At 72.0% G+C, this 23,821-nt stretch carries 23 protein-coding genes; 14 read left to right on the top strand and 9 right to left on the bottom strand.

The features are described 5' to 3' along the window. Positions 1 to 17 precede the first annotated feature (17 nt). Positions 18 to 929, bottom strand: coding sequence for an Lrp/AsnC family transcriptional regulator (locus GVL03_RS08290; RefSeq protein WP_159500521.1), 912 nt, complete (start codon positions 927 to 929; stop codon positions 18 to 20). A 293-nt stretch (positions 930 to 1,222) separates the two neighbouring features. On the opposite strand from GVL03_RS08290, the gene GVL03_RS08285 reads away from it, so the two are divergent. The 7 genes from GVL03_RS08285 to GVL03_RS08255 all read left to right on the top strand — a co-directional run bounded on the left by GVL03_RS08285 (position 1,223) and on the right by GVL03_RS08255 (position 8,576). Further along, positions 1,223 to 2,065, top strand: a complete 843-nt coding sequence (locus GVL03_RS08285) for a transporter substrate-binding domain-containing protein (RefSeq protein WP_159500520.1) — start codon at positions 1,223 to 1,225, stop codon at positions 2,063 to 2,065. A gap of 66 nt (positions 2,066 to 2,131) precedes the next feature. Then, positions 2,132 to 2,917: an amino acid ABC transporter permease gene (locus GVL03_RS08280; protein WP_159500519.1), complete on the top strand. Its 786-nt coding sequence runs from the start codon at positions 2,132 to 2,134 to the stop codon at positions 2,915 to 2,917. Next, positions 2,914 to 3,717: an amino acid ABC transporter ATP-binding protein gene (locus GVL03_RS08275; protein WP_159500518.1), complete on the top strand. Its 804-nt coding sequence runs from the start codon at positions 2,914 to 2,916 to the stop codon at positions 3,715 to 3,717. Before GVL03_RS08280 ends, GVL03_RS08275 begins: the two co-directional genes overlap by 4 nt. Before the next feature lie 47 nt (positions 3,718 to 3,764). Continuing rightward, complete coding sequence (locus GVL03_RS08270; protein ID WP_159500517.1) at positions 3,765 to 5,363, top strand: 5-guanidino-2-oxopentanoate decarboxylase; 1,599 nt, start codon at positions 3,765 to 3,767, stop codon at positions 5,361 to 5,363. 11 nt (positions 5,364 to 5,374) lie between these two features. After that, the gene (locus GVL03_RS08265) at positions 5,375 to 6,382 is read left to right on the top strand and encodes a dimethylarginine dimethylaminohydrolase family protein (protein WP_159500516.1); all 1,008 of its coding nucleotides are present in this window, start codon (positions 5,375 to 5,377) and stop codon (positions 6,380 to 6,382) included. 8 nt (positions 6,383 to 6,390) lie between these two features. Continuing rightward, complete coding sequence (locus GVL03_RS08260) at positions 6,391 to 7,635, top strand: M20 family metallo-hydrolase (RefSeq protein WP_235038075.1); 1,245 nt, start codon at positions 6,391 to 6,393, stop codon at positions 7,633 to 7,635. After that, the gene (locus GVL03_RS08255) at positions 7,632 to 8,576 is read left to right on the top strand and encodes an NAD(P)-dependent oxidoreductase (RefSeq protein ID WP_159500514.1); all 945 of its coding nucleotides are present in this window, start codon (positions 7,632 to 7,634) and stop codon (positions 8,574 to 8,576) included. The genes GVL03_RS08260 and GVL03_RS08255 overlap by 4 nt, the downstream gene beginning before the upstream one ends. A gap of 21 nt (positions 8,577 to 8,597) precedes the next feature. Here GVL03_RS08255 and GVL03_RS08250 read toward each other — a convergent pair whose 3' ends face one another. Together GVL03_RS08250 and GVL03_RS08245 are read right to left on the bottom strand one after the other, a co-directional pair. Then, entirely contained in the window at positions 8,598 to 9,326 is a 729-nt protein-coding gene (locus GVL03_RS08250; RefSeq protein ID WP_159500513.1) for a hypothetical protein, read from the bottom strand. A gap of 2 nt (positions 9,327 to 9,328) precedes the next feature. Then, positions 9,329 to 10,237 (bottom strand): Lrp/AsnC family transcriptional regulator, encoded by a 909-nt coding sequence (locus tag GVL03_RS08245; RefSeq protein WP_159500512.1) that lies wholly within the window; start codon positions 10,235 to 10,237, stop codon positions 9,329 to 9,331. Positions 10,238 to 10,410: 173 nt separating this feature from the next. On the opposite strand from GVL03_RS08245, the gene GVL03_RS08240 reads away from it, so the two are divergent. The 4 genes from GVL03_RS08240 to GVL03_RS08225 are packed head-to-tail and all read left to right on the top strand — an operon-like array spanning position 10,411 to position 14,595. Then, positions 10,411 to 11,307: a hypothetical protein gene (locus GVL03_RS08240; RefSeq protein ID WP_159500511.1), complete on the top strand. Its 897-nt coding sequence runs from the start codon at positions 10,411 to 10,413 to the stop codon at positions 11,305 to 11,307. Between the two features lie 25 nt (positions 11,308 to 11,332). Beyond that, entirely contained in the window at positions 11,333 to 12,526 is a 1,194-nt protein-coding gene (locus GVL03_RS08235; protein ID WP_200847109.1) for an SRPBCC family protein, read from the top strand. Continuing rightward, positions 12,516 to 13,478, top strand: a complete 963-nt coding sequence (locus GVL03_RS08230; RefSeq protein ID WP_159500510.1) for a PDR/VanB family oxidoreductase — start codon at positions 12,516 to 12,518, stop codon at positions 13,476 to 13,478. The genes GVL03_RS08235 and GVL03_RS08230 overlap by 11 nt, the downstream gene beginning before the upstream one ends. After that, the gene (locus tag GVL03_RS08225) at positions 13,471 to 14,595 is read left to right on the top strand and encodes an alcohol dehydrogenase catalytic domain-containing protein (RefSeq protein WP_159500509.1); all 1,125 of its coding nucleotides are present in this window, start codon (positions 13,471 to 13,473) and stop codon (positions 14,593 to 14,595) included. Before GVL03_RS08230 ends, GVL03_RS08225 begins: the two co-directional genes overlap by 8 nt. A gap of 29 nt (positions 14,596 to 14,624) precedes the next feature. Here GVL03_RS08225 and GVL03_RS08220 read toward each other — a convergent pair whose 3' ends face one another. Together GVL03_RS08220 and GVL03_RS08215 are read right to left on the bottom strand one after the other, a co-directional pair. Then, the gene (locus GVL03_RS08220) at positions 14,625 to 15,119 is read right to left on the bottom strand and encodes a metallophosphoesterase (protein ID WP_159500508.1); all 495 of its coding nucleotides are present in this window, start codon (positions 15,117 to 15,119) and stop codon (positions 14,625 to 14,627) included. 19 nt (positions 15,120 to 15,138) lie between these two features. Continuing rightward, a complete protein-coding gene (locus GVL03_RS08215; RefSeq protein WP_159500507.1) occupies positions 15,139 to 15,555 on the bottom strand; it encodes a nitroreductase family deazaflavin-dependent oxidoreductase in 417 nt (138 codons plus the stop codon). Positions 15,556 to 15,736: 181 nt separating this feature from the next. Between GVL03_RS08215 and GVL03_RS08210 the strand changes: the two genes are divergently transcribed. Beyond that, positions 15,737 to 16,255, top strand: coding sequence for a MarR family winged helix-turn-helix transcriptional regulator (locus tag GVL03_RS08210; RefSeq protein ID WP_235038074.1), 519 nt, complete (start codon positions 15,737 to 15,739; stop codon positions 16,253 to 16,255). Positions 16,256 to 16,417: 162 nt separating this feature from the next. Here the strand turns inward: GVL03_RS08210 and GVL03_RS08205 are convergent, their stop codons facing one another. From GVL03_RS08205 to GVL03_RS08190, 4 genes are all read right to left on the bottom strand, one after another. After that, positions 16,418 to 16,642, bottom strand: a complete 225-nt coding sequence (locus GVL03_RS08205) for a hypothetical protein (protein WP_159500506.1) — start codon at positions 16,640 to 16,642, stop codon at positions 16,418 to 16,420. A 72-nt stretch (positions 16,643 to 16,714) separates the two neighbouring features. Further along, on the bottom strand, positions 16,715 to 17,416 hold the full coding sequence (locus GVL03_RS08200; RefSeq protein WP_235038073.1) for a glycosyltransferase family 2 protein: 702 nt from the start codon (positions 17,414 to 17,416) through the stop codon (positions 16,715 to 16,717). Beyond that, complete coding sequence (locus tag GVL03_RS08195; protein WP_159500505.1) at positions 17,413 to 19,035, bottom strand: PIG-L family deacetylase; 1,623 nt, start codon at positions 19,033 to 19,035, stop codon at positions 17,413 to 17,415. Before GVL03_RS08195 ends, GVL03_RS08200 begins: the two co-directional genes overlap by 4 nt. Continuing rightward, complete coding sequence (locus tag GVL03_RS08190; RefSeq protein ID WP_200847108.1) at positions 19,032 to 20,126, bottom strand: acyl-CoA/acyl-ACP dehydrogenase; 1,095 nt, start codon at positions 20,124 to 20,126, stop codon at positions 19,032 to 19,034. The genes GVL03_RS08195 and GVL03_RS08190 overlap by 4 nt, the downstream gene beginning before the upstream one ends. A gap of 322 nt (positions 20,127 to 20,448) precedes the next feature. Between GVL03_RS08190 and GVL03_RS22020 the strand changes: the two genes are divergently transcribed. Further along, a complete protein-coding gene (locus GVL03_RS22020) occupies positions 20,449 to 21,081 on the top strand; it encodes a cyclodeaminase/cyclohydrolase family protein (protein ID WP_200847107.1) in 633 nt (210 codons plus the stop codon). 181 nt (positions 21,082 to 21,262) lie between these two features. Continuing rightward, positions 21,263 to 23,683: a phosphoketolase gene (locus GVL03_RS08180; protein WP_159500504.1), complete on the top strand. Its 2,421-nt coding sequence runs from the start codon at positions 21,263 to 21,265 to the stop codon at positions 23,681 to 23,683. The last annotated feature ends 138 nt before the right edge of the window (positions 23,684 to 23,821 follow it).

The raw sequence follows: 23,821 nt of genomic DNA, 5'->3' as shown, positions 1-23,821 counted from the left end.
CCGGAATGTGGGAGGGGCTACGCGTCGATCGGTCGAGCTGGGGAGTAGGACTCCTTGACGATCGTGAGATGCACCCAGGTCTCGACCCGCATGACCTCGGGCTCGTCGCGGATGCCGTCGACGACCGACTGCAGGTCCTCGAGGGAAGCGGCCGACACCGTCGCGAGCATGTCGAACGCGCCGATGCTGGTCGCCACGAACTCGACCTGCGGCGATGCCGCGAGCGTCCGGATGAGGCGGCCGATGTCGCCGCCGACGTTGATGCCGAGCCCCATCGCGAGGCTCTGCGTCACACGGTTGCGCTTGGCGACCGCCGTGATCCGGATCACGTGGTCGTCGATGAGCCGCTTGACACGGCCGCGGGCGGTGCTCTCGGAGACCCCGAGCGTCTTGCCGAGAGCCGTGTACGAGGCGCGTCCGTCGCGCTGCAGCGCTCCGATCAGCTGGCGATCGAGCGCGTCGAGCTGCGTGCGCTCGGGCCTGGTGGTGAGGGAGGAGTACGGGCTCTTGTGGACGTCCACGTACAGCAGCGTGGTGACACGGGTGATGCCCGGCACCTCGCGCACTCGCGCGATGATCTCGAACGTCTCGCGCTGGTTGTGCGAGCGGATCTCCACGACCACGTCGTGCGGTCCGCTGGTGATGGTGACCAGCGACGCCTCCGGCAGTGCGGCGAGCGCCCGCGCCACCCCCTGCGGCGCGGAGCTCACGTGCACGGCGAGATGGCACAGCGTCTCGAGCCCCAGCACGACCGGGTCGGCGATCGCGGTCACGGCGAGATGGCCGTCCTCGACGAGCCGGTGCAGCCGCTCGCGCACGAGCGGACGGGGCACGCCGAGGCGGCGGCTCACGGCGCTGACCGAGGCGCGCCCGTCCTTCCGGAGCAGACCGATGAGCTCGTCATCGAGGGAGCTCGTGCCGCGGGCCACGGGGTCCATCCTCTCCGTCCGGAGCGTCGAGTCCATCGATTCCGGGCCGACGAAACAGCGCGGAAACAGGGAATTTACCGCCCGATTCTGAGCGGGTGCGATAACAGAATCGTATCGAGAACCTCGAAACACCCCGAGGCAGTACCCGGAGCGCAGGAGCGAGCCACCAGATTCGTTGCTCCGGTGCCCTTCTCCTGCCGAAGTGTCCGACGCGAGGGGGCTTCCCTGCCTAGCATGCTCAACATCCGTACGCTCCACAGCGGATTCCCCGCACCCGAGTGAAAGAAGCCGCCATGAAGAAGGTCGCCGCGATCGGCGCAGCATCCGTCGCCGCCGTTCTCGCCCTGTCCGGATGCGCCAGCAGCGCACCCGCCACCGAGGAATCGGGGGCCGCCGCATCCTCCGACGCCCCCGAAGGCCTCATCAGCCCGAGCACCGTCACGTTCTGCATCGACCCCGAGTACCCGCCGCTGGAGTACTACGAGAACGGAACCGACGGCGAGATCATCGGCTTCGACGCCGACGCCGCCCGTGCGATCGCCGCCCACTGGGGCCTCGAGGCCACGTTCGAGGTCACGACGTTCGAAGGCCTGCAGCCGGGCATCCAGGCCGCCCGCTGCGACATCATCCCCGGCGGTCTCTACATGAGCGAGACCCGCCTCGAGGTGCTCGACGGCGTGCAGTACATGCAGACCGGTCCCGCCCTCATCGTCAGCGCCGAGGACGACACGGACTACTCGGAGGAGGCCGATCTGTGCGGTCTCACCATCTCCGCGCAGAGCGGATCGGAGAACGCCACGATCGGCGAGGAGATCGCCGCCGAGTGCGGCGACGGAACCTCGGTGGATCAGTACCCGAAGACCGCGGACACGGTCGTCGCCGTGGTGAACGGCGCCGCCGGCGCCCTCATCGAGACGGATGTCGCCGCTGCCGACATCGTGAGCCGGTCCAACGGTGCGCTGCGCCTGGTGAGCGGGTTCTTCCCGCCGAGCACTCAGTTCGGCATGTTCCTGGCGAAGGACAGCCCACTGACGGAGCCCCTCGCCGAGGCCCTGCAGGCACTGTACGACGACGGCACGCTCGCCGAGATCGCCGAGGAGTACAACCTCGATCCCGCCAACCTCCAGGTCGGCTGACCCCGTCCGGGACGCAGCGCGCCCGCTGCGTCCCGGATCCTCCCGCGACACCCCCGGACGGACCCCATGACCTTCGACGTCTCGATCTTCCTAGAGCAGGTCTTCTCCCAGGCGTTCCTCAACGGCGCGCTGCTCTCCATCTCGGTGGCGGTGCTCGCCCAGGTGGCGGCCATCGTGGTCGGTTTCGGGCTCGCCCTCGCGACGATGGCGAAGAGCCCCGTGCTGCAGGGGATCGCCCGCGTCTACATCTGGCTCTTCCGCGCCATCCCCACGCTTCTCGTGCTGCTCCTGCTCTGGAACGCGGCGCCGCAGATCTTCCCCGCGCTCCGACAGGACTGGTACACGCCCTTCGTCGCGGCGGTCGTGGGCCTCGCGCTCACCGAGGCGGCCTTCATGTCGGAGATCATCCGCTCCGCGCTCCAGAGCGTCGATGACGGGCAGGCACTCGCCGCGCGCGCGCTCGGGATGAAGCCTGCCGCGGTGCTGTTCAAGGTCGTGCTGCCGCAGGCGATCCGCGTGGCGATCCCGCCGACCGGGAACGAGTTCATCGCGATGGTGAAGTACACGTCGCTCGCCAGCGTGATCTCGTTGCGGGAGCTGCTGACCACCGCTCAGCTCGGGGTCTCCACGACCTTCCGCTACGCGGAGTACTACGCCGCGGCGACCGTCTACTACCTCGTCATCGTGTCCATCCTGATGATCCTGCAGAACCGGCTCGAGAAGCGGTATCGCTGGATCACGCCGAAGCGTCGGCGCAAGGGCGGCGGACCCGCGCCCACCGTCCCGACGGTGGGCCTGGGCACCGCCGCTCTTCCCGTCGCACACCAGACCAAGGAGGCGGAGGTCCGATGACCACGCACACCATTCTCGACTCCGCGCCCGCCGTCGCGGTGAAGGACGGTCCCCTGATCGATGCGCGGGGCCTGCACAAGCGCTACAACGACGTCGAGGTGCTCAAGGGGGTCGACTTCGCCGCGCTGCCCGGACAGGTGAAAGCCCTCCTCGGTCCGTCGGGGAGCGGCAAGTCCACGCTGCTGCGCCTGCTCAACCTGCTCGAGCACGCGGATGACGGCGAGATCATCTTCGAGGGCGCCCGCCTGGGAGTGCGTCCCGGCACGACCAGGCATGCGCCCGAGCGCATGCTCGCCGTGCAGCGGCGGGACATCGGCATGGTGTTCCAGCGCTTCAACCTCTTCCCGCACCTGACCGCCGTCCGGAACGTCTCGCTGCGCCTCGCCGCACTCCCCGGCGTCGGCCGCGCCGAGGCCGAGCAGCGCGCCGCGCAGATGCTGGAGCGGGTGGGCCTCGGGCACCGGGTGCACGCCTACCCGTCCGAGCTGTCGGGTGGCCAGCAGCAGCGTGTGGCGATCGCCCGGGCGCTCGTGCTGAACCCGAAGGTCATGCTCTTCGACGAGCCCACGAGCGCGCTCGACCCCGAGCTCGTGCACGAGGTGCTCGACGTGATGGAGGAGCTCGCGGCCGAGGGGATGACGATGATCGTCGTCACCCATGAGACCCGGTTCGCGCGGCGTGTGGCCGACGAGGTCGCGTTCTTCGACCACGGGGTCATCCTCGAGCAGGCCGAGCCGGAGAAGTTCTTCTCCGAGCCCGAGCATGAGCGCACCCGCCAGTTCCTCGCGCACCTGCACTGACCCTCGTGCCCGCATCGCTTCGCTTCACCACAGACAATGAGGACAACATGAGGTTCGGAGAAGGCGTCGTCCGCCTGCTTGCCGACTACGGCGTCGACACGGTCTTCGGGATCCCCGGTGTCCACACCATCGAGCTCTATCGAGGTCTCCGCGCGGCGGGAATCGCCTCCCACCCCGCCCGTCATGAGCAGGGCGCGGGGTTCATGGCGGACGCCTACGCGCGCCAGACCGGAACGCCGGGTGTGGCGCTTCTCGTCACCGGACCGGGGCTGCTGAACGCGCTCACGCCGCTGGCGCAGGCCTGGCACGACTCGATCCCGGTGCTGTACATCGCCGCCGACACCGCGTCGTCGCTGCTCGGCCGCAGGCGCGGGCCCCTGCACGACGTACGCGACCAGGTGATCGCCGCATCCGGTGTCACCGAGCACGTCTGGCGCGTGACGGAGCCCGCGGAGTTCCCGGCGGTGCTCGCCGAGGCCTGGCGGGCGATGACGGTCGGACGCCCCGGGCCCGCGGTGATCTCCATCCCGATCGACGTGCTCAGCCGCGAGATCCCGGATCGATTCGAACGCACGACGGATGCCGGAACGCCGGAGCCGATCGACGCGACGGCGCTCGCCGCAGCCGTCGAGGTGCTGGCCGGGGCGAAGACCCCGGTGATCATCGCCGGGGGCGGCAGCCGCGGCTCCGCGATCGCGGAGCTCGCCGAGCTGATCGACGCGCCGGTCGTGACCACCGGCAATGCGTCCGGGATCGTGCCCGCGACGCACCCGCTCGCCGTCGGCACCCTGCTGCCGTTCGACGGGACGTTCGCGCTCGTACGGGACGCGGACGTCGTGCTCGCGATCGGGACCGAGTTCTCCGAGACCGACGTGCTCTACTCGGGTCGTCCGCTCGAGATCGGCGGCACGCTCGTGCGGATCGACATCGACCCGGAGGCCGCAGCGGGGCCCGTCGCACCGGCGGTCGCCCTCCGCGCGGACGCGCGCCGTGCCGTCGACGCGCTCCTCTCGGCGCTTCCCCGCGCCGAAGCGACCACGGGCGCCGCCCGCGCCGCTCGCGCGCGCGAGGACGTGGGCTGGACCGCCCAGTCCGAGGGGCATGCGCCCTGGGTCGCGGCGATCGAGGCGTCGACGCCGTCCGGCACGGTCGTCGTGCTCGACTCGACCCAGCTCGCCTACACGCTGCATCAGATGGTCGTGCCCGAGGAGCCGACCGCGCGCATCGCCACATATGGTCTCGGCACCCTGGGCGCCGCGGTGCCGATGGCCGTCGGCGCGGCGATCGCCGCGCCCGACCGCCCGGTCCTCGCCGTCGCCGGCGACGGGGGAGTGCTGTTCTCTTTGCCCGAGTTGGCCACCGCCGTCGACCTGCAGCGGCAGTTCACCCTGCTGATCTGGGACAACCGCGGCTACGGCGAGATCCGCGACTCCTTCGATCGAGCCGATGCCGAGCGCATCGACACCGAGGTCACCGCCCACGACCACGCCGCCATCGCCCGCGGCTTCGGCGCGCACGCCGTCGTGGTCGACAGCCCGGACGAGCTCTCCGCCGCCCTCGCGACATCCTTCGAATCCGCCGGCGCGACCGTCATCGTCGCCCGGGAACACAGTCCCGCCGACCTCGCCACCGCCCGGTCGCTCTAGGAAGGACCATCATGACGACGATCGACTCGACGCTGGAGATCTCCGACGGGCGGTTCCATGCCCTCCTCGGTCCCGAGCCCCTGCCCGCGTTCCACGACACCGCCGAGCTGGAGGCGACCTGGGGGCGGCGCTGGGGTGCGGCCGACGAGGTCAGCCGACTCCGCTCCGTGCTCATGCGCCGGCCAAGCGCCGGGCTCGCCGACATCCGTGCCGACGCGTACTCCGACGAGCTGGACGCGCTCGTCGACCCCCAGCTGCGCTGGTACTGGACGGGGCGTGAGCAGCCGGACCTCGAACGCGTCGCGGCCGAGCATCAGGGCCTCGTCGACACGCTCGAGGCGAACGGCGTCCAGGTGTACCTCGCCGAGGATCTGCCCCGTACCTTCACGAAGTCGATCTACACCCGTGACCCGCTCGTCACCGTGCCCGGCGGTGCCGTGATCGGCCGCCTCGCCGCTCGCGTGCGGCGCGGCGAGGAGCAGTCGACCACGGCCGCGGTCGCCGCGGCCGGGATGCCGATCCTGGGAACCATCACCGGCTCCGGACTCGTCGAGGGCGGCACGTTCGTCAAGGTGCGGCGCGACACGGCGTTCTTCGGCACCTCCGTGCGCTGCAACCCCGAGGGCCACCGTCAGCTGGCGGAGCTCCTGGAGATGCACGGCATCACGCTGCACCGCGTCTCGCTGCCCGGCTACCTCATCCACCTCGACATGTGCTCGTCGATGCTCGACGACGATCTGGCCCTCGTCAACCCGCGACTCGCGCCGTACGACTACATGAATGCGCTGCGCGAACTGGACGTCGAGCTCGTCGAGGTCGATCCGGGCGAGGAATGGGCGTGCAATCTGCTGGTGCTCGACCGGCGCACGGTCATCATGCCCGACCACCTGCCGCGGACCGCGGAGAAGCTCGCCGACAAGCACGGCGTCACCGTCATCACCGTGCCGTATCGCGAGATCCTGAAGAACGGCGGCGGAATCCACTGCTCCACGATGGAGCTCCAGCGGGAATGGAAGTGAGCGCGCCTATGACACGCGACTTCCTCGCCGACTTCGCCGAGATGAGCGCGTTCGGCGCCACCGCCCGGAACGGCCTCGACCGCCTGGCGGGCACGGAATCCCACCGCGACGTGCGGGCGTGGCTCACCGAGCTGCTGACCGAGCAGGGCTTCGAGGCGCAGTCGGATGCCGCAGGCAATCTCTTCTGGCTGCGGCGAATCGCGGGCGATGCTCCGTTCGTGCTCTTCGGCTCGCACCTCGACAGCCAGCCGAAGGGCGGGCGCTACGACGGATCGTACGGCGTGCTCGCCGCCGCGCACGCGGCGATCACTGCGGCCGGGAGGCTGCGCGCGGCCGGCCGGACGCCGCGCTACAACATCGCGGTGGTGGACTGGTTCAACGAGGAGGGCGCCCGCTTCAAGCCGAGCATGATGGGCAGCGGCGTGTTCACCGGCAAGCTCGACCTCGACGCGGTGCTGGCGACCACCGACCGCCTGGGGACGAGTGTCCGGGACGCCCTCGACGCGATGGGGGCGCGCGGGGACTTCGTGCTCGGGCCGGTCGCCGGCTACGCCGAGATCCACATCGAGCAGGGCCGCTCGCTCGAGGAGCAGGGCATCACGATCGGCGTCGTCGAGGCGACCTGGTCGGCGCACAAGTTCGAGATCCTCGTGCGCGGCGATCAGTCGCACACCGGTTCGACGCGCATGGCCGACCGCAAGGACGCCCTGCTGGGTGCCGCTCACCTCGTGGTGGGAGTGCGCGGGATCTGCGCGGCGTTCCCCGAGGAGGCGCTGCACACGTCGGTCGGCGAGCTGAACGTCTTTCCGAACTCCCCGGTGACGGTGGCGGGCGAGGTGAGCCTTCTCGTCGACCTGCGGGCGCCCTCCGACGCGACTCTCGAGCAGGCGGGTGTGCTCCTGCGCGCGGCCATCGCCGCCGCCGAGGCCGCCAGCGGCACCGAGATCGAGATCGTGAAGGTGAACACCTGGAACAGCGGCCCGTTCCTCGAGCGAGGCATCGCGCTGGTCGAGCGGGCGGCCGAGGAGTCCGGTCGCACCAGCACCCGTGTCCTCACCCTCGCCGGGCACGACGCCACGAACGTGAAGGACATCGCTCCGACGGCACTCGTGTTCGTGCCGAGCGTCGCGGGCATCACGCACAACGAGGCCGAGTACACGCGCGACGAGGACGCGCTCGCCGGCGTCGAGGTCTTCACGCGGGTGGTCGAGCAGCTGGCGCTCGGTGCCCTCGACGGGGAGCCCGCACGGTGACCTCCGCGCGACCGGTCGCGATCATCACCGACGTGACCGACCTCTCCGTCGACCCCGCGGTCGAGATCCTGGAGTCGGCGGGATTCGCCGTGCACGTGCTCGCGCTCGATCGCGACCCGATCGTGCCGGATGCGGCCAGGAGCGCCGTCGTCGCCCTCGCCGGCTATGCGTTCCTCGGTCGTGAGTTCTTCGATGCCCTGCCGGACCTGAGGTACGTCGGTACCGCGTCGGCGGGCTTCGACATGGTGGACATCGACACCGCCCGCGCGCGCGATGTCGTCGTGCAGCCCCTGGTCGGCGTCGCGACCCAGGAGGTCGCCGCACACGCGCTGACGCTGATCCTGGCGGTCGAGCGCGATCTCGTCGCCGCAGCGCGCGGGGTGGCCGACGGCGGCTGGAGCGAGTCCTATGCGGCACTGCCGCGTCGTCTCTCCGAGCTCACCCTCGGGCTCTACGGCCTCGGGCGCATCGGCCGGCAGCTCGCGGCGATCGCTCGGCCCCTGTTCGCACGGGTGATCGCCCACGACCCCTACGTCACCCGTGCGGGCGACGGCGTCGACGCGTTGGTGACCGTGCCCGAGCTCCTGTCCGCGAGCGATGTGCTCTCGCTCCACCTGCCGCTGACCCCGGCGACGCACGGCGTCGTCGCTGCGGCGGAGCTGGCCGCGCTGCCGGCCGGCGCGACGCTCGTCAACGTCTCGCGAGGCGAACTGGTCGACTCCGATGCGCTCGTCGCGGCGCTCGACGCCGGCCGGCTGCGCGGGGCGGGTCTCGACGTGCTCGGCGGGGAGCCGCCCCGCGCGGACGACCCGCTGCGGATGCATCCCCGCGCGATCGTCACCCCGCACGTCGCCTATCTGTCCGAGCGTTCGCTCGAGGGCTACCTGCGGCAGCCGGCTCGGTCCGCTGTCGCCTGGTGGGAGTCCGCGCACGCCCGCTGACCACATCGCGTGCCGCATGCCTCACACGTAGTACGGGACGGTCCCCCGGGTGGCGCCGGGCAGGATGTGCTCGTCGGCCTCGAGCGCCGAACGCCACTCGGCCAGGAACGCGCGCCCGGTCGCGGTGTCGAGCGCGAGCCCGGAGACCCGCATGTTCGGCACGACGAGCGCGAGCACCGCTCCGAGAGCGGCCGCCGCGGGAACGCCCGCACCATCCCATTCGCCGCCGTGCAGCGGCTGGGGGAAGATCCGTGCGACGTCGCCGTCCCAGTCCACGAGGCCGCCGAGACCCTGCAGCTCGGCGAGCAGCCGGCCCGTGTAGGCGGCATGCGACCCGAGTCCGCGCAGCGTGCTCGGGTCGTCGGCGAGCGCGCACAGCACGATGAGCGGTGCGATGAGGTCGGGGTGCGCGGTCAGATCCACCTCGATGCCGCTGAGGTGTCCCGACGTCGAGCGGCTCGTGCAGGTGAGGCCCTCCGCGGAGCGTACGACGTAGGTTCCCATCGTCGCGAGCGCCTCTCGAAGGGTGTTCGCCGAGGCGTCGCGGGCGACGGCCTCCCAGTTGCGGACGACGACGGTTCCGGTCGTGACCGCGGCGGCGGCGAGGAAGACCGCCGCGTCGGCGATGGTCGGCGCATACACCTCTACGTCGGCGGGGGTGCCGGGCCGCGCCGTCAGGAGTCGCGGGACGGTCACCGTCGCACGCATGGGGATCCGCGCCAGGGGTGCCTCCCAGATCTGCTCCGTCATCGTCAGTGCGTCCTCTCTCCCGCATCCAAGGGGATCTCCTGGGGGTCGTACAGCTCCTTCGTCACCGCGAGGTGCGCCCACGACGCGAGCTCGGTGACGCCGTCGAGGGAGTGCATCGCATCGAGCTCGGTCTCTGCCTCCTCGAGACTCGGGACGCGGATGGTGCCGACGAAGCCGGAGCGTCCGATCGTCGTGGCGAGGTATTCGATCGCGGGGCGGCGGGAGAGCGCGGTGCGTGTCTCGACGATGCCCTTCGCCGTCAATCGAAAGCCGATCTGCAGCGAATCCTGCCGTGCCTGCTGCCGGATCCCGATCTGCACGACTCCGGAGTCGATCAGCCGCAGCACACGCGCCCGCGCGGCGGCGGTCGTGAGGCCGACCGCACGCGCGAGTGACGCATAGGACTCGCGTCCGTCGGCCTGCAGCCGCCGCAGCAGCACCCGGTCGATGCCGTCCACCGCTACGTCGGCGAGCGGATGCAGGGCCACCATCGCGTCCTTCACGATGTCGAGATACTCGTCGACCTCGACACGTCTCACCTCCGGCAGGCGCCTGATCGTGTCGAGCAGCTCCGCCAGCGCGGGACGATCCGCGACACGGACCTCGGCCGCCACGGGAAGCTCGCCGGCGACCCGCGTGACGTAGGGGATCTCCGGGCGTCGGCCCAGGGCGTCGGCGAGGGCGGCCGGCGAACCGTGCGAGGCGAGGAGCAGGTGCGCGAAGGCGTGCTGACCGAACACGGACGGATGCACGATGCCGCGGACCTCGATGTTCTCGTCGGCGAGCTGCGCGAGCAGCTGCCGGGTGTGCGCTCCCGAGAGCCCGGTGGCTCGCCCCAGGGCCTCGACGGATGCCCGGCCGTCCTCCGCGAGCGCGGACAGGAGCGCGTCTCGGGCACGCGATGCGGACATGCTTCTCCCTTGCTCCCAGTGCGACCCTACTGAACAGCTCGTACGTTTCCGCGATGTAAAGCGGATGCGGAAAGTTTGTTAAATCCGTGACAGCACTATCTATTTTTGCAGATTTGTACGCGATACGTATCTAGTCTTTCGTATGTCCGCTGCTTCTGTGAAGGATTTTCCTCATGTCAACTCACCGGGACGACGTCCCCTCACCGCCCCTGCGTGCCGTCCAGTCGCTCTGGGCGATGGAGGATCTGCCCTCGACGGCCGCGCCCTGGACCCTCGACCAGCAGATAGCACTCCTCGTGGAGGCCGATTACTCGGCCGTCGCCGTGGACCTGGGGGCGCGCAAGGCCCCGACCGCTCCGGTGCTCGCCGGCGCTCTGCACGGTGTGCCGCTCGAGAGGATCGTGTTCGCCTTCGCCGGCACCGACGTGCAGCTCGCCGACGCGCTGCGATACGCGGAACGCATCGACGCGACCGAGATGGTGCTCTGCGCGAGCAGCTACGTCCAGGACGTCCACGAGGCGGCGGCGCAGGTGCAGCGCTGGCATGCGCAGGCGGCCGCATCCGGAGTCGATCTGCAGCTCGAGACGCACCGGAACACCCTCACCAACGACCTGCGGTTCACCCGCCGCCTGGTGGAGGTGCTCGATCCCGCGATCTCCCTCGCGATCGACCTGTCGCACTACATCGTCGGCGCGGAGATCCCCGCCGAGCCGACCGAGGAGATCGAGGAGCAGATCGGCGTGATCCTGTCGCGCGCGGGGAGCCTGCAGGGGCGGATCGCGTCGCGCTGCCAGGTGCAGCTGCCGCTCCACCACCGGTCCTCCGAGCCCTGGATCGCGCTCGCCCGTCGCTGGTGGCGACAGGGCTTCGCCGCACTCCTGGACCGCCGGGGCGGGGACGGCATCGCCCCCGTGACGTTCGTCACCGAGCTGGGCACCGCTCCGTACGCGCTCGCCGACGCGGACGGCGTCGAGCTCAGCGACCGCTGGGCAGAAGCTCGCACCCTCCTCTCCTGGGCGGCGGAGGACCTCGCCGCCGCATCCTCGCTTCGCGCACCCGTCCCGCTCTGACCCCCCACGACCAAGGAAGCCGACCATGGACACCGCCCCCACCCAGATGAACTACGCGACGACCTCGACGGGGAACGTCATCGTCGAGGGCCCGCTCAGCGACGACACGCTCGGGCGCTCGATCGTGCCCGCCCGCGCCTACACGGGCGACGAGGAGTTCGCCCACGAGCAGCGCACGATCTTCCGTTCGGGATGGTCGTGGGCCGGGTACGCCCACTGGCTGCCGAACGTCGGCGACGTGCGTCCGACCACCATCGCCGGCACCCCGGTGCTGCTGGTGCGTTCGACCGAGGACGAGATCAAGGTCTTCCACAACTCCTGCCGGCATCGCGGGATGGTGCTCACCGAAGAGCCGATCGAGGTCACGCAGCGCATCCAGTGCGCGTACCACTGCTGGTCGTACAACCTCGACGGCTCGCTCGCCGCCGCGCCCTACTTCACCCGCGAGCGGCGCGGCCAGCCGTCGCCCGAGGCGAAGGAGCGCCTGCACCTGCTCCCCGTGCCGAGCGCCGTGTGGGCCGGGATGGTCTTCGTGAACCTCTCCGACGATCCGCGCCCGTTCGAGGAGTCCGCGGGCCCGCTCATCGAGCGCTGGTCGCACATCGACTTCGACCGCCTGCACCTGGCCGCCGAGCGCGAGTTCGACCTGCAGGTCAACTGGAAGCTGACGGTCGAGAACTTCCTCGACTTCTACCACCTGCCGTTCGTGCACCCGCAGGTCGGCCCCGTCACCGCCTCGCTCGACGTCGACGACGTCGTGATCGAGCCGAGCCTGATCATCGGCGGCACATACCCGCGCGGTGCGGTCGGCAAGGCCAAGAAGACCGAGGACCAGCTGCCCTACCTCGGCGACGTCCCCGAGGAGAAGAAGGAGTCGCAGGACATCTTCTGCCTGTTCCCGAACGCCCTCGTCTTCCTCGAGGCGGACTGGTTCCAGGTCATCGCGATCGACCCGCGCAGCGCCACCCACACCGTCGAGCACATGGCGGTCTTCGTCGACGAGGCGGCGGCCGACCCGAGGTACGCGGGGGCCATCGCCGATCTCGTCGAGGTGCTCTTCCACGTCAACGAGCAGGACATCCCCTTCCTCTACAAGCTGCAGGCCGGCAGGAACTCGATCGGGTCGGATCACACGTCGCTCGTGCCGCAATGGGATCAGATCACCGCGATGTTCCAGACGATCGTCGCAGCGAAGGCCGGTTACGGCAGTGAGCGGTGACATCCTCGCCGGTGCCCTCCGGGAGCACCTGGTGGTGGAAGGCGTCGATCGCCTCAGCGCCGACGTGGTCTCGATTCGCCTCGTACATCCCGCCGGTGACCCGCTCCCGGAGTGGTCGCCCGGCGACCACATCGACCTCGAGTTCGAATCCGGGCTGACTCGTCAGTACTCCCTGTGCGGCGATCCGGCCGACCGGGCGTCGTGGTCGGTCGCCGTCCGTCTCGACCGCGCCGGCCGCGGAGGGTCCGCCTACGCACACACGCGTCTCGCCGCGGGCGACCGCATCCGCGCGATCGGGCCGAAGAGACGGTTCCCGCTCGAGCCCGCGCCGCACCACGTGCTCGTCGCGGGCGGGATCGGCATCACCCCGATCCTCACGATGGCCGAGCATCTCGCCGCCCAGGGCGCGTCCTTCCGGCTCGCGTACTTCGACCGGGGTGCGCATCGGATGGTGTTCGCCGACCGGGTCGGCGCGCTCGGCGACGCGGCGGTGGTGGTCGACCGGGATCTCGACGCGAGCACGTCTCTCGCCGTCGTGCTCGCCGACGTGCCACCGGGCTCTCTCGTCTACGCGTGCGGACCGAAGGCGATGCTCGCAGAACTGCAGGCGCTCGTGCCCGCGGAGGCCCTGCGCTTCGAGGACTTCGCGCCCGAAGCGGCTCTCCCCGTCGAGGACGCCGCATCCGACGCGTTCGAGGTGCAGCTCGGCGCGGGCGGCGACGTCCACCCGGTGCCCGCGGGGTGCTCGCTGCTCGACGTGCTGCTCGGGGCGGGCGTCGACGTCGTGTGGTCGTGCCGCGAGGGCAACTGCGCCAGCTGCGAGACGCCCGTGCTCGAGGGGGTGCCCGACCACCGGGACGTCATCCTCACCGAGGACGAGCGCGCCGTCGGCGACGTGATGTTCCCGTGCGTCTCGCGAGCGCGCAGCGCCCGGCTGGTGCTGGATGTCTGAGCCGGTGCGCTCCCGCGCGCTGGTCTACGACGACCGCGTCGACGCTGCGCCGCAGGTGCGGGACACCCTCGTGCGCGCGCCGGGCACGGGCGAGGTCCGTGTGCGGATGCGAGCGGCCGGCATCTGCCACTCCGATCTGCACGCGCTCAACGGAGACTGGCCGATCGGGCAGCGGGTCGTGCTCGGGCACGAGGGGGCCGGCGTGGTCGACGCGGTCGGCGAGGGCGTGACCCATCCCGCCGTGGGCGATCTGGTCGCGCTCAACTGGTACGCGCCCTGCCGTGCGTGCACCGTATGCCTGCGCGGACGGCCGTGGCTGTGCACGCAGACCGCCGCGCTCGAGAACGCGCTGCCGGGCGGGGCCACGGGGGCATCGGATGCGGACGCGCCGCACCGCGGGATCTGGCCGTATCTCGGAGTGGGAGCGTACGCGGAGTATGTGACGGTGCCCGCCCACGCGGCGGTTCCGGTGCCGTCCGCCGTGCCCGCGGCGGTCGCCGCGCTGATCGGCTGCTCGATCACGACGGGCTACGGCGCGGTGCGTCACACCGCGGACGTCCGGCCGGGCGAGAGCGCCGTCGTGGTCGGGAGCGGGGGAGTGGGGCAGGCCATCATCCTCTCCCTCGTGCTGGCGGGGGCGAGCACCATCGTGGTCGTCGACCGCAGCGAGCAGAAGCTCCGGGCCGCGAGCGAGCTCGGCGCCACGCACACCGTGCTCGCCGACGGCAGCGAGCAGGAACGACTGCGGGAACTGTTCCCGGAGGGTGCAGATGTCGCGTTCGACGCGATCGGCGCACCATCCGTCGCGGGATACCTGCCGGCTCACGTCGCCGCGGGCGGCCGCTGCGTCCTGGTCGGGATGCCGCGGGTCGGCGGCCGTGCCGCGGTGGACACGTGGGACATCGTCACCCGGGGCATCAGCGTGATCGGCTGCAACTACGGCTCGGCCGTGCCGGAGCGGGACTTCCCCGCGATCGCGGGGCTGTACCTCGACGGCGCGCTGCCCCTCGACCTGCTCGTCGGGCCCTGGGTGTCGCTCGACGACGCGGCCGCCGCCATCCTGGCGCTCCCGGCGCACACCGGCGGGCGGATGGTGGTGGACCTTGCCGCGATCTGAGTCCCGGCTGCCCGACGCGGAAGGGGACGTCAGAGGGCGACGAGCTCGACCTCGCGGAGCTCCGCGCCGTCGACGACCGCGGTCAGGAACGTGTGGTGGGTCTGGCGTCGCCGATCGGTCGGCGAGCCGGGGTTGAGCAGACGCAGGCCGCGCGGGGTCGTGGTGTCCCAGGGGATGTGGCTGTGCCCGAAGACGAGCACGTCGGCGTCCGGAAAGGCCTCATCCATGCGCCGTTCGCGCGACCGGGCGTCGCCCGTCTCATGGACGACGGCGAGCTCGAGTCCCTCGATCCGGCGGCGCGCGATCCCGGGCAGTCGCGCGCGCAGGTCCGCCCCGTCGTTGTTGCCCCACACGCCGACGACCTCCCCGTGCCGTTCGAGCTCGTCGAGCACGGATGCCGCGACCCAGTCGCCGGCGTGCACGATGAGGTCCGCCGCATCCGCCGCCCGGAGCGCCGCGTCGGGCAGGGCACGCGCTCGGCCGGGGATGTGGGTGTCGGAGACGAGCAGCAGCCGGGTGGACATGGATCGGGCGATCTGTGAGTCAGTCGCGGCGGGTCAGCTCGACCACGGGGATGATGCGGGTGGTGCGCTGCTCGTACTGCTGGAATCCGGGGCTGGCGGCGGTGAAACGCGCCCACGCCGCGTCGCGTGCGTCGTCCCGCAGCACCGCCGCGTGCACCGGCACGACGCCGTCGGGCGTCTCGATCTCCGTGTCGGGGTGCGCGAGCAGATTGTGGAACCAGCCGGGGTTGTCGTCGGCGCCGGCCTTGGACGCGGCGATGAGCCAGGTGCCGGGGCCGTCGGGGATGGCCATCACCGGCGTCACCCGCTCGGCGCCGCTCCTGGCCCCGACGTGATGCAGCAGCACGAGGCTGCGACCGAACTGCGAGACCGTGCCGCCGTTCGCGCGGAACTCCGCGATGATCGGGTCGTTGAACCGGGCGTACGGGCTCGTCATGGGCCGATTATCTCTCCCCCGCGGGCTCGCGCGCCACGGCGCTCGCGATGGTGCCCGTGACGGTGCGGCGGCGGCATCCGAATCTCGTCGTCGTCGCGGATCGTGAACAGGCGCAGAACCTGGTCCGAGGTCGACGACGCAAGGTGCTTCCGCCGCGGCGTCCCGTTGGTACGGTCGACGTGTGACGGCCGACAACACGGACGACGAGGTGGACCTGCTCATCGACGCCTGGGCGCAGCGTCTGCCGCACGTCGACCTCACGCCGCTCGACGTCATGTCGCGGCTGCGCCGTGCCGCCATCCGACTCGACCGCCTGCGGGCGGCCGCCTTCGCGACCGCCGGGCTCGCCTCGTGGGAGTTCGACGTGCTCGCGGCGCTCCGCCGCGCGGAGCCGCCGCACGAGCTGAGCCCGATGCAGCTGATCGGGCTCACGATGATCGGCAGCGCGGCGATGACCAATCGGCTCGCGAACCTCGTCGACCGCGGCCTCATCCGCCGCAAGCGCAACCCGCGTGACGGGCGCAGCGTGATCATCACGCTCACCGAGGCGGGCACGGCGAGCGTGGATGCGGCGATGACCGAGCTCGTCGCCCGCGAGGCCGCCGCGCTCGAGGTGCTCGACGACGGCGAGATCGCCGCTCTCGCACGGATGCTGCGCCCGCTCATGGGGCGGGAACGCCCGCCGCGCGTGGACGGGTGACGCGACTCAGCCCTCGCGCAGCCGGCCGAGGAGGCGCTCGGCGAACCACGCGGGTGCTGCAGCGGCAGGCCGTGCCCGGCGCCCGGGACGATCTCCAGCTCGCTCGAGGGCGACGCGGCGTGCAGGGCGCGCATCCCGGTGCGCACGTGGTCCTCGACGAGGTCAGGGGAGGTCGGAGACGCGCAGGTCGTCCGGGCTGTCGCCGCCGGAGCCCGGCTCGTCCTCCGGCAGCACATCGCCCTGGCCGTTCTCGCCGATCTCCGCGGCGAGCGGATCCTCGCCCTGCGAGTCCGGCAGCAGGGCCTCGTCCGGCACGTCCTGGGGAGGGATGGTGCCCTCGGCGGGCGGCGTCTCCTCGGGCGTCGCGTCGTTCCACGTGTCGCTCATCGTCTTGTCCCTTTCTCGTCGTCGTCGTTGGCAGCCGGCCGGTCCCGGCCGGTCCGCGGTGACCATCGGGCGTCAGCCGAAGCCGGGCACCAGGTCCTCGCGCAGGTAGCGGGCGTAGCCGCCGGGGGTGCGGCCCTGCTGGCGGCCGCTCGTGCGCACCCACGCGCCGTCGGTCGCGACGATGCGCGCGCCGGCGGTCCGCGCGGCTTCGACGAGCCGCACATCCTCGTGCTCGGGCAGGGGCGGGAACCCGCCCACGGCGTCGAGCGTCGAGGCGCGCACGCCCAGGTTCGCGCCGTGCACGGCTCCGAGCGCCGCCTCGGGTGAGTAGCGCGCCCACCACGCGGCGGTGCGGATGGCATCGAGATCGCGGAAGTCGGGACGCACCGTGCCCACCACCACATCGGCGCCCGCATCCGCCGACTCCACCTGGTGCGTCAGCCAGTGCGCCGGCACGACGGAGTCCGCATCCGTGTGGGCGGTCCAGAGCGTCGCCGCGTCGACGTCGGGGAACCACCGGCGGGCCACGGCGAGGCCGGCGGCTCGAGCCGCGCCGACGTTCCGCGCGTCGATGCGGACGATGCCGACGCCCGCGGTCTCGGCGACCCGCTCGCTCCCGTCGCGGCACGCGTCGAGCACCACCCACACGGCGCACGCCACATCCGGATGCGACGCGGCGAGCTGGGACGTCGCGGCCCCGAGCGATGCGAGACAGGCCTCCAGCAGCTCCTCCTCGTCGTGGGCCGGCACGACGACCGCGACCGCGCGGATCACGTCAGCACCCCCTGGCCGACGACGCCCCGGGCCCGTGCCCCGGTATCTTCGCGGGGCGTTCCGGGAACGGAGAGGGTCCGGTCGCTGAGCGGGCGGGACGAGGCGTCCGAGCCGAGGAGGTTCCGCGTCCCTTCGTCTCGGAGCTTCGCTCCTCGCCCTGGGGCCGAGGCGGGGGACTCCCGGTTCGGTGACCCGTGGGCGGGGACCCTCCGGGACGGCTCCGTCAGGCCTTCCTCCTCGGCGACGGAGGGGGCATCGGGGCGCACGAGCACGTCGAGGAGGAAGTCCTCCTCGACGTGGCGCGACAGCATCCGCCAGTCCCTGCGCGTCGAGACGGCGGAATGGACGTCGTCGCCGGTCTGCGGCGCTCCCTCGATCGGATGACGCCAATGGCAGAGCACGAGCACGGCGTCCGCGGACGCGCTCCCGTCGATCCTCTCGAGCGCGAGCGCGAGCTTCCCGGGGGTCCAGTAGTACCCGAGCTCCGACAGCACGACCAGGTCGAAGGTGCCGTGCGGCCAGTCCTCGGGGAGCTCGTGCCGCTCGAACACCGCACCGCCGGGCACGCCGCGGTCGCGAGCGCGGCGCAGCGCGACCTCGGACGCATCCACGGCGACCACGGATGCGGCGCGCTCGGCGAGGACGCGGGTCGTCGCACCGCTCGCGCAGCCGAGCTCGAGCGCTCTCCTGAACACCTCCCGGGGGAGCGCGGCCAACAGGAGCGCGCGCTTTCGCCGTTCGTACCAGCGCGACTCCAGGCCCCACGGATCCTCATGGCGCGCGTGGAACGCGTCGAAGTCGGCGGCCGTCCGCGGTGCGGCGCTCGTCTCCGCATCGGATGGCGCCGTGTCGGCTGGCGCCGCGTCGGGGCGTCCCGCGTCGGGGAGGACGAACACCTCGACGTCGCGGGCGAAGTGGGCGAGCGTGTTGGCATGCAGCATCGCGCCGTCCTCGGGGCGGCCCGGGTCCGCCTCCAGCTGGCTGCGATACGCCGCCACCGCGCGCCGCTTGGCGCCGCTCGCCTCGGCGCCGAGCGGCAGAGTGCGCCAGGTGCTCGTGTCCACTCCGGCGGGGTCGGCCCAGTGCCACATCCAGATCGGATAGCCGACGACCGAGACCCCGCCGCCGCGCAGGGCGAGCGCGATCTCGCCGAGCACACGATGATCCCGGTGGCCGTCGCCCCACCAGGTGGTCGCGACCAGGGTGCGCTCGGCGCGGCCCCGTCGCACGATCGCGGCGACGGCCTCGGTCACGGCGGCGCGCGCCTGCTCGACCCCGCCGTCGTCGACGCCGAGGAGGACGAGCGCGGCGCGCGGGGTGAGCGCGGTGACGGCGGCCAGGAACTCCGCGCGGCGGATGCCTGCGAGCGCCGTCGGGTCCGGATGCCCGGGGTGGGACGCCTCGCCGTCGGTCACGAGGACGATCGTGACGTCGATCCCGGATGCGGCTGCCCAGGCGATCAGGCCGCCGGCGCCGAGTGCCTCGTCGTCGGGGTGCGCGGCGAGCACGATGAGCCGGTCGATCGTGAGATCGAGCGGCGGAGCCTCCCGCCACGGAGCCGCCTCCCGCCAGCGCGTCTCCTCCGTCCCGACGTCGCGATGGTCGAAGGCGACGCTCATCGTGTCGACTCCCGGCTCTCGGGCGCGGCACCGCTCAGCCGACCGAGCCGCGCGAGGTCGCGGTCGGCGTGGTCCTGACGCACGTACAGCTCGAGATCGGCCACCCGGCGGGCGTGCGTCTCGTCGACCGACGCCGGGCCCGGGCCGAGCGCGCGCGCCTCGAGCGCGAGCACCGCGCGGACGTTCCCCGCGACGACCGCGCGCACCCGTGCGGCGAGGAGCCGGGCGGGCTCGCCGTCGACACCGTCGTCGACGGCTCGTGCTGCGGCGGCGAGGGCGATCGACGACGCCCAGCTCGCCGCATCCGCCTCGCCGGCGTAGACCTCTGCGAGCTGGTCGGCGCCGGCGATGCGCGCCCGGGCGGACAGCGTGTCGGCCAGCGGCTGCGCGCCGCCCCACCAGACCGCGGCGACGCCCATGCCGCCCCAGGCGAACCCGGGACGCCGCAGATACCAGCCGGGCCCGCCGACCGGCAGCGCTGGTGCCCGGTCGAGATCGATCGGGGCGCTCACGACCTGGGCGAGACCTCGGGGCACCCACGGCCCGGGTCTCGTCGAGACGCTCGGCCCGCGCAGGTCGACGGCGAACAGGCCGCGGTCATCGTCCACCCACGCCGTGATGAGCGCGCGATCGAGCTGCGCGGCGAGCGAGCACCAGGGCTTCGTGCCGGTGAGGCGCCAGGTGCCGTCGGCCTGCCGCTCGGCGCGCACCGGGTCGTCCCCGCCCTCGGCGGCGAAGACTCCCCAGCTGCCGCCGGCGTCCGCCATCCGCAGATCGAGGGGGACGCCGTCGCGGCGGGCCTCGGCGAGGATCGCGAGGGCGTCGAGGTGCGGCTCCAGCATCCGGGCCGCGGCGACGTCGATGCGCGCCGTCTCCGCCAGCAGCCGCCAGAGATCCGCCGTCCGCGTCCCGGGGAGGGGAGCAGCCGTGCCGGCGCGGACGACCCAGGGCAGAGTGCGCTCGGGGTGCAGCCCGAACCCCTCGATGGAGCGGGCGTCCGCGAGCAGCTCGTCGACGGCGGAGCCCTGCGCGCCCGTCGGCGCGAGCGCCATGTCGCTCTCCCCATCCGAGTGGGCTCGCATGATTGCCATTCCCAGACCGTATGTCGGTCGGGGTGGCTTTTCGGGGGACTTGACACGATCCGCGCCGGCGTCAGCGCGGCAGGCCGTGGACGCGGGGGTCGAGTGAACCGTGGTGCGCCGTCAGTCGTCGGATCGCTGGGGCAGAAGCTGGCCACAGGGGTCCCCGTGGCGGCGGGGCATCTATCTGATCCGACGACCGGGGTTCCACCGGACGCTTCCCGGTCGCCGAGCTTCGTCTTGTCGCTGTGTCCCTCGCTCGGGCACGGGTGGGGCCCTCGGGATCGGCACCGGGTCTTGCCGTGGGCGACCGGGCCGTGGGATCGTCGGTCGGATGGACGAGTCAGCGCGGACCGAAGCGGCGACGATCGAGTCCGTCGCGGTCGGGGACTGGCTGGAGCGGCTCGCCGGAGCATCCGGTGTGCCGGGCGGCGGGGCGGCCTGCGCGCTGATGGCGGCGACAGCCGCGTCCCTGGTCGGGATGGTCGCGGGCTACGTCGGCGACGACGAGGGGGAACGCATCGTGGCCCGCGCCGAACGCGGGCGCCTCACGGCGCTCGCCGAGATCGAGCGCGACGCCCGGCAGTCCGGACGCCTGGGCGACGCGCTGCGGGAGAACCGCGACGACTCCGCCGACGCGCAGCCGACCGTGCGCGCGGCGGCGGTGGCCTCGGCCGGGTCGGCGATCGGGCTCGGCGAGGTGACCGCATCCTTGCTCCCCGATCTCGAGGGGCTGCTCGACCTCGTCGAGCGCTACCTCGTCCCCGACATCGTGGTCGCCGCCGAGGCGCTCACCGCGGGCCTGAGCGGCGCCGCGGCGATCGCCCGCGCCGACCTCCGGCTGGCGGCGTCGCACGGCGGCGCCGAGGGCGACGACATCGGCGCGGTGCGTTCCCGCCTCGACGCGCTCGGCGACGCCCGCACCCGCGCCGACGAGCTCCGTCGCACCGCCGCCGCGCGCGTCTGACCCGAAGGTCTCCCCCTCTCGGTCCCTGAGCGAGGAGCGAAGCTCCGAGACGAAGGGCAGCGACCGCCCTCTCCCCGCCCGGAGTGCCCCACCCCTACGGGACAGCCCCGTCTCCGCTAGCCGAGAGCGCCCCGCACGGCAAGGCGGTGCATCCGCGGCCCATCCGCGCGAACGTGGAGGCATGGACGAGGCGAAGCCCCTGAGCGAACCTGCCCGCACCGACCCGACCCCGGCCCTCGACGACGCGACCGTCGACTCCCTCGACCGGTGGTGGCGCGCGGCCAACTACCTGAGCGTCGGGCAGATCTACCTCCTCGACAACCCGCTGCTGCGCGAGCCGCTGCACCGCGATCATGTGAAGCCGAGGCTCCTCGGCCACTTCGGCACCGTGCCCGGCCTGACCCTCGTCTACGCGCACGCCAATCGCGCCATCCGCGAGCGGGATCTCGAGGCGCTCTACGTCGCCGGTCCCGGCCACGGCGGCCCGGGCGTCGTCGCGGGCGGATGGCTCGACGGCACGTATTCGGAGCTGTATCCGGCGGTGTCGCAGGACGAGCAGGGGATGCAGCGTCTCTTCCGCCAGTTCTCGTTCCCGGGCGGCATCCCGAGCCATGCCGCGCCGGAGACCCCGGGGTCGCTGCACGAGGGCGGTGAGCTCGGGTACTCCCTGAGCCACGCCTACGGAGCGGCCTTCGACAACCCCGATCTCACGGTCTTCTGCGTGATCGGCGACGGGGAGGCCGAGACCGGCCCGCTCGCGACCGCGTGGCACGGGAACAAGTTCCTCGACCCCGTCGGCGACGGCACGGTGCTGCCGATCCTGCACCTGAACGGCTGGAAGATCGCGAACCCGACCGTGCTCGACCGCATCCCCGAGGAGGAGCTGCTCGAGCTCATGCGCGGCTACGGGCACGATCCGCTGCTCGTCTCGTTCGCGGCCGACGACGACCACCACGAGGTGCACCGGCGGTTCGCGGCCACTCTCGACGAGGCCCTCGACCGCATCGCTCGCATCCGGCGGGATGCGGCGGGCGGTGCCACCGAACGCCCTCGCTGGCCGATGATCGTCCTGCGCTCCCCGAAGGGATGGACCGGCCCCGCGACGATCGACGGCCGGCAGGTCGAGGGCACGTGGCGCGCGCACCAGGTGCCGCTGCCGAACGCGCGGGACACCGACGAGCACCTGCGGGCGCTCGAGGACTGGCTGCGGTCGTACCGGCCCGAGGAGCTCTTCGACGCCGACGGCGCACCCGTCGACGCGATCACGGCGCTCACCCCCGCGGGCGACCGACGACTGTCGGCCTCGCCGCACGCCAACGGGGGACTCCTGCGCCAGGACCTCGATCTGCCCGACTTCCGCGACTTCGCGGTGGAGGTCGCGGAGCCCGGGGCCGAGGACGCCTCGGCGACCGCGGTGCTCGGGGCATACTTCGCGGAGGTCATCCGCCGGAACCCGCGCACCTTCCGCATCTTCGGGCCCGACGAGACGGCGTCGAACCGCCTCGCCCCGGCGGTGTACGAGGCGAGCGAGAAGCAGTGGAACGCGCGCATCGTCGACCTCGACGAGCACCTGGCGCGGGCGGGGCGGGTGATGGAGGTGCTCAGCGAGCACCAGTGCCAGGGGTGGCTCGAAGGATATGTGCTCACCGGCCGGCACGGGGTCCTCACCTCCTACGAGGCGTTCGTGCACATCGTCGACTCCATGTTCAACCAGCACGCGAAGTGGCTGGAGGCCTCGCGCCGCATCCCGTGGCGTCGTCCCGTGCCGAGCCTCGACTATCTGCTCTCCAGTCACGTGTGGCGACAGGATCACAACGGGTTCAGCCACCAGGACCCGGGCTTCATCGACGTCGTGGTGAACAAGAGCGCGGAGGTCGTGCGCGTCTATCTGCCGTTCGACGCCAACACGCTGCTGTCGACCTATGACCACTGCCTGCGCACCACCGACTACGTCAACGTGGTCGTCGCCGGCAAGCATGAGGCGCCGCAGTGGCTGTCGATGGACGAGGCGGTCGTGCACTGCACGCGCGGTCTCGGCATCCTGCCGTGGGCGGGCACCGAACGCGACGGCGATGCGCCGGACATCGTGCTCGCCGCCGCGGGCGACGTGCCCACGGTCGAGGTGATCGCGGCCGCCGAGCTGCTGCGCGAGGGCGCCCCGGAGCTCGCGGTGCGCGTGGTGAACGTCGTGGACCTCATGCGCCTGCAGTCCGAGAGCGAGCATCCGCACGGGCTCGCCGACCGTGAGTTCGACGCGATCTTCACAACGGACGCCCCGATCGTCTTCGCCTACCACGGCTACCCCTGGCTCATCCACAGGCTGACCTACCGTCGTGCGGGGCACGCGAACCTGCACGTCCGCGGCTACAAGGAGCGCGGCACCACGACAACGCCGTTCGACATGGTGATGCTGAACGACATCGACCGGTTCCAGCTGGCGATCGACGCGATCGACCGGGTTCCGGGCGCGGCGGAGGCGCACGGTCCGTTCCGGCAGTCCCTCGCCGACCGCCGCATCCGCGCCCGCGCGTACACGAGGCGGCACGGCGAGGACGACCCGGAGATCTCCGGATGGCGGTGGAGTGCGGCGAGGCCCCGCTGAGGCTGGGGCCCGCTCGGGCTGGGGCCCGCTGCCCGCGTCCTAACCCCCGCGATAAACCAGTTCCGCCGCGAGACACCGCGTATGACGTGATGTCTCGGGCCGTATGTGGTTTCTCGCGGGGGCGGATGGGGCGGATGG

The sequence above is a fragment of the Microbacterium sp. 18062 genome (assembly GCF_902706225.1).
In the GTDB taxonomy this organism is placed as follows: domain Bacteria; phylum Actinomycetota; class Actinomycetes; order Actinomycetales; family Microbacteriaceae; genus Microbacterium.
Note: the sequence above shows the minus strand (reverse complement) of the source record. Positions and strands in the feature narration are given on the sequence as shown.

Coding starts and splice junctions, on each gene's coding strand:
- GVL03_RS08250 (WP_159500513.1), bottom strand. CDS start 9,326: ATGACGGAGCAGATCTGGGAGGCACCCCTGGCGCGGATCCCCATGCGT.
- GVL03_RS08195 (WP_159500505.1), bottom strand. CDS start 19,035: ATGAGCGTCGCCTTCGACCATCGCGACGTCGGGACGGAGGAGACGCGC.
- GVL03_RS08220 (WP_159500508.1), bottom strand. CDS start 15,119: ATGTCCACCCGGCTGCTGCTCGTCTCCGACACCCACATCCCCGGCCGA.
- GVL03_RS08180 (WP_159500504.1), top strand. CDS start 21,263: ATGGACGAGGCGAAGCCCCTGAGCGAACCTGCCCGCACCGACCCGACC.
- GVL03_RS08275 (WP_159500518.1), top strand. CDS start 2,914: ATGACCACGCACACCATTCTCGACTCCGCGCCCGCCGTCGCGGTGAAG.
- GVL03_RS08270 (WP_159500517.1), top strand. CDS start 3,765: ATGAGGTTCGGAGAAGGCGTCGTCCGCCTGCTTGCCGACTACGGCGTC.
- GVL03_RS08190 (WP_200847108.1), bottom strand. CDS start 20,126: ATGGCAATCATGCGAGCCCACTCGGATGGGGAGAGCGACATGGCGCTC.
- GVL03_RS08240 (WP_159500511.1), top strand. CDS start 10,411: ATGTCAACTCACCGGGACGACGTCCCCTCACCGCCCCTGCGTGCCGTC.
- GVL03_RS08245 (WP_159500512.1), bottom strand. CDS start 10,237: ATGTCCGCATCGCGTGCCCGAGACGCGCTCCTGTCCGCGCTCGCGGAG.
- GVL03_RS08225 (WP_159500509.1), top strand. CDS start 13,471: ATGTCTGAGCCGGTGCGCTCCCGCGCGCTGGTCTACGACGACCGCGTC.
- GVL03_RS08235 (WP_200847109.1), top strand. CDS start 11,333: ATGGACACCGCCCCCACCCAGATGAACTACGCGACGACCTCGACGGGG.
- GVL03_RS08215 (WP_159500507.1), bottom strand. CDS start 15,555: ATGACGAGCCCGTACGCCCGGTTCAACGACCCGATCATCGCGGAGTTC.
- GVL03_RS22020 (WP_200847107.1), top strand. CDS start 20,449: ATGGACGAGTCAGCGCGGACCGAAGCGGCGACGATCGAGTCCGTCGCG.
- GVL03_RS08205 (WP_159500506.1), bottom strand. CDS start 16,642: ATGAGCGACACGTGGAACGACGCGACGCCCGAGGAGACGCCGCCCGCC.
- GVL03_RS08260 (WP_235038075.1), top strand. CDS start 6,391: ATGACACGCGACTTCCTCGCCGACTTCGCCGAGATGAGCGCGTTCGGC.
- GVL03_RS08285 (WP_159500520.1), top strand. CDS start 1,223: ATGAAGAAGGTCGCCGCGATCGGCGCAGCATCCGTCGCCGCCGTTCTC.
- GVL03_RS08280 (WP_159500519.1), top strand. CDS start 2,132: ATGACCTTCGACGTCTCGATCTTCCTAGAGCAGGTCTTCTCCCAGGCG.
- GVL03_RS08265 (WP_159500516.1), top strand. CDS start 5,375: ATGACGACGATCGACTCGACGCTGGAGATCTCCGACGGGCGGTTCCAT.